Annotated in this window: 7 protein-coding genes and 1 tRNA gene; 5 read left to right on the top strand and 3 right to left on the bottom strand. The window is 61.5% G+C overall.

From position 1 onward, the window contains the following. The first annotated feature begins 528 nt into the window (after positions 1–528). The 5 genes from CAG34_RS26400 (at position 529) to CAG34_RS26380 (ending at position 4,284) form a co-directional block, all read left to right on the top strand. Positions 529–1,164 (top strand): TetR/AcrR family transcriptional regulator, encoded by a 636-nt coding sequence (locus CAG34_RS26400; protein ID WP_003260720.1) that lies wholly within the window; start codon positions 529–531, stop codon positions 1,162–1,164. Positions 1,165–1,448: 284 nt separating this feature from the next. Beyond that, the gene (locus CAG34_RS26395) at positions 1,449–2,417 is read left to right on the top strand and encodes a GTP 3',8-cyclase MoaA (protein ID WP_085593318.1); all 969 of its coding nucleotides are present in this window, start codon (positions 1,449–1,451) and stop codon (positions 2,415–2,417) included. Positions 2,418–2,483: 66 nt separating this feature from the next. After that, on the top strand, positions 2,484–3,089 hold the full coding sequence (locus CAG34_RS26390; protein WP_013971585.1) for a DUF4823 domain-containing protein: 606 nt from the start codon (positions 2,484–2,486) through the stop codon (positions 3,087–3,089). A 10-nt stretch (positions 3,090–3,099) separates the two neighbouring features. Next, positions 3,100–3,660, top strand: coding sequence for a DUF1285 domain-containing protein (locus CAG34_RS26385; protein WP_085593316.1), 561 nt, complete (start codon positions 3,100–3,102; stop codon positions 3,658–3,660). A gap of 207 nt (positions 3,661–3,867) precedes the next feature. Then, positions 3,868–4,284 (top strand): cupin domain-containing protein, encoded by a 417-nt coding sequence (locus CAG34_RS26380; RefSeq protein ID WP_075044140.1) that lies wholly within the window; start codon positions 3,868–3,870, stop codon positions 4,282–4,284. Here CAG34_RS26380 and CAG34_RS26375 read toward each other — a convergent pair. The 3 genes from CAG34_RS26375 to CAG34_RS26365 all read right to left on the bottom strand — a co-directional run bounded on the left by CAG34_RS26375 (position 4,257) and on the right by CAG34_RS26365 (position 6,992). Further along, on the bottom strand, positions 4,257–5,543 hold the full coding sequence (locus CAG34_RS26375) for a cytosine deaminase (protein ID WP_085593314.1): 1,287 nt from the start codon (positions 5,541–5,543) through the stop codon (positions 4,257–4,259). The genes CAG34_RS26380 and CAG34_RS26375 overlap by 28 nt on opposite strands. Before the next feature lie 114 nt (positions 5,544–5,657). Then, positions 5,658–5,733, bottom strand: a tRNA-Asn gene (locus tag CAG34_RS26370). A 62-nt stretch (positions 5,734–5,795) separates the two neighbouring features. Next, the gene (locus CAG34_RS26365) at positions 5,796–6,992 is read right to left on the bottom strand and encodes an amino acid aminotransferase (RefSeq protein ID WP_085593312.1); all 1,197 of its coding nucleotides are present in this window, start codon (positions 6,990–6,992) and stop codon (positions 5,796–5,798) included. Positions 6,993–7,157: the final 165 nt, after the last annotated feature.

Genomic DNA, 7,157 nt, shown 5'->3' with positions numbered 1-7,157 from the left:
GCGCCGGTCTTGCTCCCGGGAGTACGCGCTGCAGGCCCCATCCATGGGGCCTCAGCGCTTGACGGGCATCCATGCCCGTCACCTCCCTCCGCAAGACCTGCGTTCGGCCTCCTGAAGTCGCGAAGATCAAGATCAAAAGCAAGATCAAAAGCCAGAGCAAGATCAAAAGCTCAGCACGAGCCTCGAGTGGGCGGCCCGTCACGTAAGCAAAAAAAACCCGGGTTCTGGGGGGGGAATCCGGGTTAAGACCATTAGGAGTAAAACAAAGGTACGCGGTCCCTGAGCACCTTTATCGGCGCGCCACTTGGGGGGGATGCGCCGCGCCAACACTTCAAGTATTGGTCAGCTTTGGCGCAGTGCCAGTGCATATTGATCGTTTTTTAAACAGATTTGGAATACGCCAACGTTTCATTCCTCCCGCAGCGCATGGCCGTAAGCATCATGAAACACAGACATGCTTGGATGATCCGTGCAATTTCCCGCAAGTTAGGCATAATAAACCGCTTCGATTGTCATCCAGTCCTTCCTATGCAGAAAGAACCTCGTAAGGTCCGTGAGTTTCGCCGTCGCGAACAGGAAATCCTCGACACCGCGCTCAAACTGTTTCTCGAACAGGGTGAAGACAGCGTCACCGTCGAGATGATCGCTGACGCCGTGGGCATCGGCAAAGGCACGATCTACAAGCACTTCAAGTCCAAGGCGGAGATCTACCTGCGCCTGATGCTCGACTACGAGCGCGACCTGAACGCGCTGTTGCATTCGGCCGACGTCGATCGCGACAAGGAAGCCCTGTCGCGAGCCTACTTCGAGTTCCGCATGCGCGATCCGCAGCGTTACCGGCTGTTCGACCGCCTGGAAGAAAAGGTGGTCAAGGGCAACCAGGTACCGGAAATGGTCGAACAGCTGCACAGCATCCGTGCCTCCAACTTCGACCGCCTGACCCAGCTGATCAAGGGCCGTATCAGCGAAGGCAAGCTCGAAGACGTGCCGCCGTATTTCCATTATTGCGCCGCCTGGGCGCTGGTGCATGGTGCTGTTGCGCTGTACCACTCGCCGTTCTGGAGCAATGTGCTGGAGGACCAGGAAGGCTTCTTCCAGTTCCTGATGGACATTGGCGTGCGCATGGGCAACAAGCGCAAGCGCGATCCGGAACCTTCCAACTGAGATAGTGCAGGCTTTCCCTGAAGCCTGCCAGTCAGCGTTATTGGGGCCGCTTTGCGGCCATCGCAGGCAAGCCAGCTCCCACATTTACAGCGCAGATCTCAAGTGTTGCGCGATCCTGTGGGAGCTGGCTTGCCTGCGATGGGCTGCGCAGCAGCCCCATGACTGACATGCCTGCTTCCACAACAGCACGGCGACACCGACAGCGGCAAAAAGGATAGGGCTTGCAAAAACCTGATTTATGAGTCAGGTTTTGCCGGCCCCCATCATCCATGCCGGAGTCATTCATGATCGTCGATCGTCAAGGCAGGCGTTTTCGCAACCTGCGCGTCAGCCTGACGGCTGCCTGTAATTATGCCTGCACCTATTGTGTGCCAGACGGCAAGCGCCTGGTGGCAGCACAGGACGAACTGCCGGCGGATGCCCTGGCCCGTGGCGTGGCCTACCTGATCGAAGCCGCCGGCATCGAACGCTTGCGCATCACCGGCGGTGAGCCATTGGTCAGTCCGCGGCTGGATGCCTTCCTGGCCGCCGTGGCCAAGCTCGATCTTGACGATATCTCGCTGACTACCAATGGCCAGCTGCTGACGCGCAAGTTGCCCCAGTTGCAGGCGGCAGGTATCCGCCGATTGAACGTTTCCCTCGACACCCTCGACCCACATGCCTTCCGCCGTATCGCCCGGGGCGGCGACCTGGCCAGCGTGCTGACGGGTATGCAGCAGGCCAGCGCCATGGGCATGCAGATCAAGGTGAACATGGTGCCGATGCGCGGGCACAACCTCGATCAGGTGCTGCCGCTGCTGGATTACTGCCTTGAGCGTGGCTTCGAACTGCGCTTCATCGAGCTCATGCGCATGGGCCACCTGGCCCGTGACCACAACGCCTTCCTGCAGCAGTTCGTCGGCCTCGATCAACTGCTCGCACTGATCGCTGGCAAGCATGCCTACGTTCAGGTCGACGCGCCGCTGGATGCCACCGCCTTGCGTTATCAGGTACCCGGCAAAGGCCACTTTGGCGTGATCGCCAACGAAAGCGTACCGTTCTGCCGCACCTGTTCGCGGCTGCGCCTGTCCTCCACGGGCTGGCTGCACGGTTGCCTGTCGTCGGGCAATCGCCATTTCGTCGGCGATCTGCTGGAAAAACCGCGGCATCAGGCGCTGCCAGCCCTGCAGCGCTTGCTGGTCAAGGCCCTGGCAGACAAGCAGGACCTGGCGTTTTCCGGCGATGTGATGGTGATGAAGGTGATCGGTGGCTGAAGCTGGCGCAAAAGCTGCATCCGCCGGCTATTCGCCGGTTTTTCGTCGCCGGCCACTGGAGGAAAGATGCGTAGCCTGGTTTTGCTGCTGGCGCTGATGGCGCTGGGCGGTTGCATGAATGTCAGCGATATGGGCGAGGGCGTCCGTTACCACATGAGCGATGCCGGCCTGCTGGACCACAGCGATACCCGGCGCACCCTGTCGATCCGCCTGCAGCCCGATTCGTTCATCTTCATCGGCCAGGGCGCGTTCGTGCCCCCGGGCAAGGGGCCGGTGCCGCGGCAGAATGCGGTAGCCGAGCAGGCCTACAAGAGCTTCGTCGAGTATTTCCCGCTGGTACGCCGCGCCCAAGGGCCACTGGGCCTGGAAGAGGCCATCGCCCAGGCGCGTTCGGTGGGTGCCGACTACGTGCTGTACACCCGCTTCGCGCGCACCGACGACCGTATCGGCAATGGCGACGAGTGGTATGACGAACAAGCGGTCGACCGCCTGGGCTGGGACACCGGCGTGGTGCAGATGATGCTCATCGAAACCAGCACCCGCTACCTGATCGACACTGCGCGTATCAAGAGCCGTGGCGGTTTGTTGACGTTCCACGATAAAACCCCGGAGGATTTGCTTGGCGCGCCGATGCGCGAGTACGCTCGTAGCCTTCTGGGTGTGAGTGAATGAGGCAAGCGTGATGAGCGATTCCGGCAAGGCCAATGATCTTCTGGCGCAGATTCCCAAGGCCAAGGGCCTGCCGCCGGTGCATCTGTGGAACCCGGATTTCTGCGGTGACATCGACATGCGCATCGCCCGTGATGGCACCTGGTACTACCTGGGTACGCCGATCGGTCGCAAGCCGATGGTGCGGCTGTTTTCCACAATCATCCGCCGCGATGGCGATGACTACTTCCTGATTACCCCGGTAGAGAAGGTGGGCATCCGCGTCGACGATGCGCCGTTCGTGGCCGTGGCGCTGGACGTGGAAGTTGAGGGTGAGCAGCAGGTGCTGCGCTTCACCAGCAATGTCGAGGACCAGGTCGAAGCCGGGCCGGCCAACCCGCTGCGCGTGGTGATCGACCCGGTCACGCAGGAGCCATCGCCGTATGTGCTGATGCGCAGCAACCTCGAGGCGCTGATTCATCGCAATGTGTTCTACCAGTTGGTGGAGCTGGCGGTGCCGCGTGAGATCGACGGGGAAGAGTGGCTTGGGGTCTGGAGCCACGGTGAGTTTTATCCGATCGGGCGTAGCAGCTGAGATATCTGGTGCCTGCACCGGCCTTTTCGCGGGCTCGCCCGCTCCCACAGGGTTTTCTACAGGCTTCAAGGGTGTGGGAGCGGGCAAGCCCGCGAAGAGGCCGGCACAGGCAATAATCGGCCTCTTGGTTTTTCCCCGAATTGGTCATTTGTCTCTCTGCCCCACAGGCCTAACCTGCAGGCAATTGCCATCCAGGAGAAGCCCCCCATGAAACCCTTCAGTATCATCCTTTTCGCCCTGTTCGCCGCTCAAACCCCTGCCTGGGCGCACGGCGACGCTGCCGACCAGGTCAAGGTCCTGCAGCAGCAACAACCCTCGAACGCCCCCGGCAAGAGCGCTGTGATGCTCACCGTCAGCTACGCCCCCGGCCAGGCATCACCCGCGCATCAGCACCCGGGCGCAGTGATGGCCTACGTGCTGGAAGGGGCAGTGGTATCGAAGCTCGATAACGAGCCGGAGAAAACCTACAAGGCCGGTGAATACTGGTACGAAGCCCCGGGTACCGTGCACAGCGTGTCACGCAACGCCAGTCAGAAGCAGTCAGCCAAGTTGCTGGTCTGGAGCCTGGTGGATGAAGGCAGTGCGGTCACGTTGCCCTATCCAGCAGCAGGCTCGGAGCGCTGAGCCTGCCCCAGCCGGGTTGTAACTTCCTGCATCAGGTTCGGGTCCAGTACCTGGCAAGGCGCGACCTGTGCGTTGCTGGTGTAGAACGGCGGCAGATTTTGCGCCAGTCGAGCAACGTCCTTGGCAGTGCAGCCTGTTGGCAGCAACACATATTGCAGGCTGGAGGGGAAGGACGGCGCGGTGTACCGTTCCAGGGTGGAGCCATAGGCGCCAAGGGTCATGACCGCCTCGCTGCCGGCCGGGTCCGGAAAACGGAGCAGGACGAATGTGCAGTAACGGGGGTGGGTGAGATGCTGGTGTGCTTCGTCGCGGACCTGTGGGTCGTCATGGTTCATCAGGTTCCAGCGTAACGCGGCGTAGCTGCGAGTGGTCTCCATGAACGCAGTGCGAATGGGGGAGCGCGTTTCGTCACCGCCCAGGCAGGCCAGCAGATTGCCAAATGGGTCCAGCAAGGCTACGGCGTTGCACGTATCTGCCGCGAGCGCTGTGGCGACCAATGGCTCGGCCAGTTCGATGCCGGGCAGGCGAGGGTCTGCACTTTTGATGCGCAGGCTCCATGGGCTCAAGCCCGCCAGGGCCTGGCGTACCAAGCTCCGGCTGGGTAGGGTGATCGGGTCTTTCAGGGCAGACGGCGGCAGGCCGGCGTTGCTGCTTTCGTCGTGCACGTGGTTCACGCTGGCCTCGAACAACGAACGGGTAAGGCACATCGTTGCGGCGTCGATGCGTTCACCAGCGTAGATCGGCCCTTGCGTCGGCCCGACATAGTCGCGATCAAAAGGGCTGCCGACAGCATAGTAGCCCCACGTGGCTTGCGCGCGCAGACGAAGTGCGGCCGGCAGGCCGGGGAATTCGAAGCGGCCGTCATGATTGATGCCGGCAAAGGTGTCGAGCGCACTTACCGCAACATTGAAGCCGGCTGTCAGCAAGGCGCCTGCGCACATGGCGCAGGGGTCGAGCGTGGTGATGACGGTCAATTCATGCGTGGGCGGTAGGGCAAGGCGCTGCTGGTTGTCGAAATACCAGTCGACCAGCCGGCGCTCACCATGCCCCGTCGGATCGTGAAGCCTGAATGCGGGTTGCGCCTGGCTGGCAGAGGGCTCCAGCACGCGGTTGTGCAGGGCAACCAGTACCTTGCCAGTGGCATTTTCGATGATGCAGCCACCCACGGCGAACGTTGCTTGTCGGCTAGCCAGGAGGGCCTGGTTGGCGGCGATTGCTACCGCTTGCTGAGCGTTCTGGGTGAAGTCGTTGGCTTTCATGCTTGCCTGTGCTCGTCGAGGGATCTCGGACGATACAGCAGCCGTGCGCTGGCATGAGGGGATAAGTGCAACAAAAAACCTCCAGTGCTTGCGCATCTGGAGGTTTTCAATGTTTGGCTCCGCGACCTGGACTCGAACCAGGGACCCAATGATTAACAGTCATTTGCTCTACCGACTGAGCTATCGCGGAATCTGTGCGTATCTTACTGATTGCCTAGGGGAAGTCAAGCCACCCCTAGGCAAAACAATGAGTTACAGCACCTCCACGATAGCTTTGGTCACCACGTGGATGTTGCTCTGGTTCAGCGCGGCCACGGCGATGCGGCCGGTGTCCAGCGCATAGATGCCGAACTCGTTCTTCAGGCGGGCGACCTGTTCGACGGTCAGGCCCGAGTACGAGAACATGCCAACCTGGCGGCCAACGAAGCTGAAGTCGCGGTTGGCGCCATATTCGGCCAGCAGCGAAACCATCTGCTTGCGCATGCCGTGGATGCGCTCGCGCATTTCGGCCAGCTCGGTTTCCCACATCTGGCGCAGTTCGGCGCTGTTCAGCACGGTGGCAACGATGGTTGCACCATGGGTCGGCGGGTTGGAGTAGGTGGTGCGGATCACGCGCTTGACCTGCGACAGCACGCGGGTGCTTTCGTCCTTGGAGGCGGTGACGATCGACAGCGCACCGACGCGCTCGCCGTACAGCGAGAACGACTTGGAGAACGAGCTGGACACGAAGAACTCCAGGCCCGACTCGGCGAACAGGCGCACGGCGAAGGCGTCTTCGGCGATGCCGTCACCGAAGCCCTGGTAGGCCATGTCGAGGAACGGCACGTGGCCCTTGGCCTTGACCACTTCCAGAACGTTTTTCCAGTCGTCCAGGCTCAGGTCGACGCCAGTCGGGTTGTGGCAGCAGGCGTGCAGCACCACGATCGAGCCGGACGGCAGGTTGTTCAGGTCTTCGAGCATGCCGGCGCGGTTGACGTCGTTGGTCGGCGCGTCGTAGTAGCGGTAGTTCTGCACCGGGAAGCCGGCCGATTCGAACAGCGCGCGGTGGTTTTCCCAGCTCGGGTCGCTGATGGCAACCACGGCGTCAGGCGACACACGCTTGAGGAAGTCGGCACCAATCTTCAGCGCGCCGGTACCGCCAACGGCCTGCACGGTAACCACGCGGCCGGCGGCCAGCAGTGGCGACTCGGCGCCGAACAGCAGCTTTTGTACAGCCTGGTCGTAGGTGGCGATGCCGTCGATCGGCAGGTAGCCGCGCGAGGCGTGCTGGGCGGCACGCTGGGTCTCGGCTTCGATGACGGCGCGCAGCAGCGGAATGCGGCCTTCCTCATTGCAGTACACGCCCACGCCCAGATTGACCTTGTCGGTACGTGGGTCGGCGTTGAATGCTTCGTTGAGGCCCAGAATAGGGTCGCGGGGTGCCAGCTCGACAGCGGAAAACAGGCTCATTGTTACCTTGGCTCTGATTGGAGTGTGATAGGACGTACACGCTCCAGCCCGAATGCACTGAAGCGGTGCACAAACGGGGAGTCAGTATAGTGATACCGACCGGTCACCGCGACAGTCCGGCATCGCTTTTCCGGTCATTTGCGCAAATATTTTTCGACCATTGGT

Source organism: Pseudomonas sp. B14(2017) (genome assembly GCF_002113255.1).
GTDB lineage: Bacteria > Pseudomonadota > Gammaproteobacteria > Pseudomonadales > Pseudomonadaceae > Aquipseudomonas > Aquipseudomonas putida_Z.
Note: the sequence above shows the minus strand (reverse complement) of the source record. Positions and strands in the feature narration are given on the sequence as shown.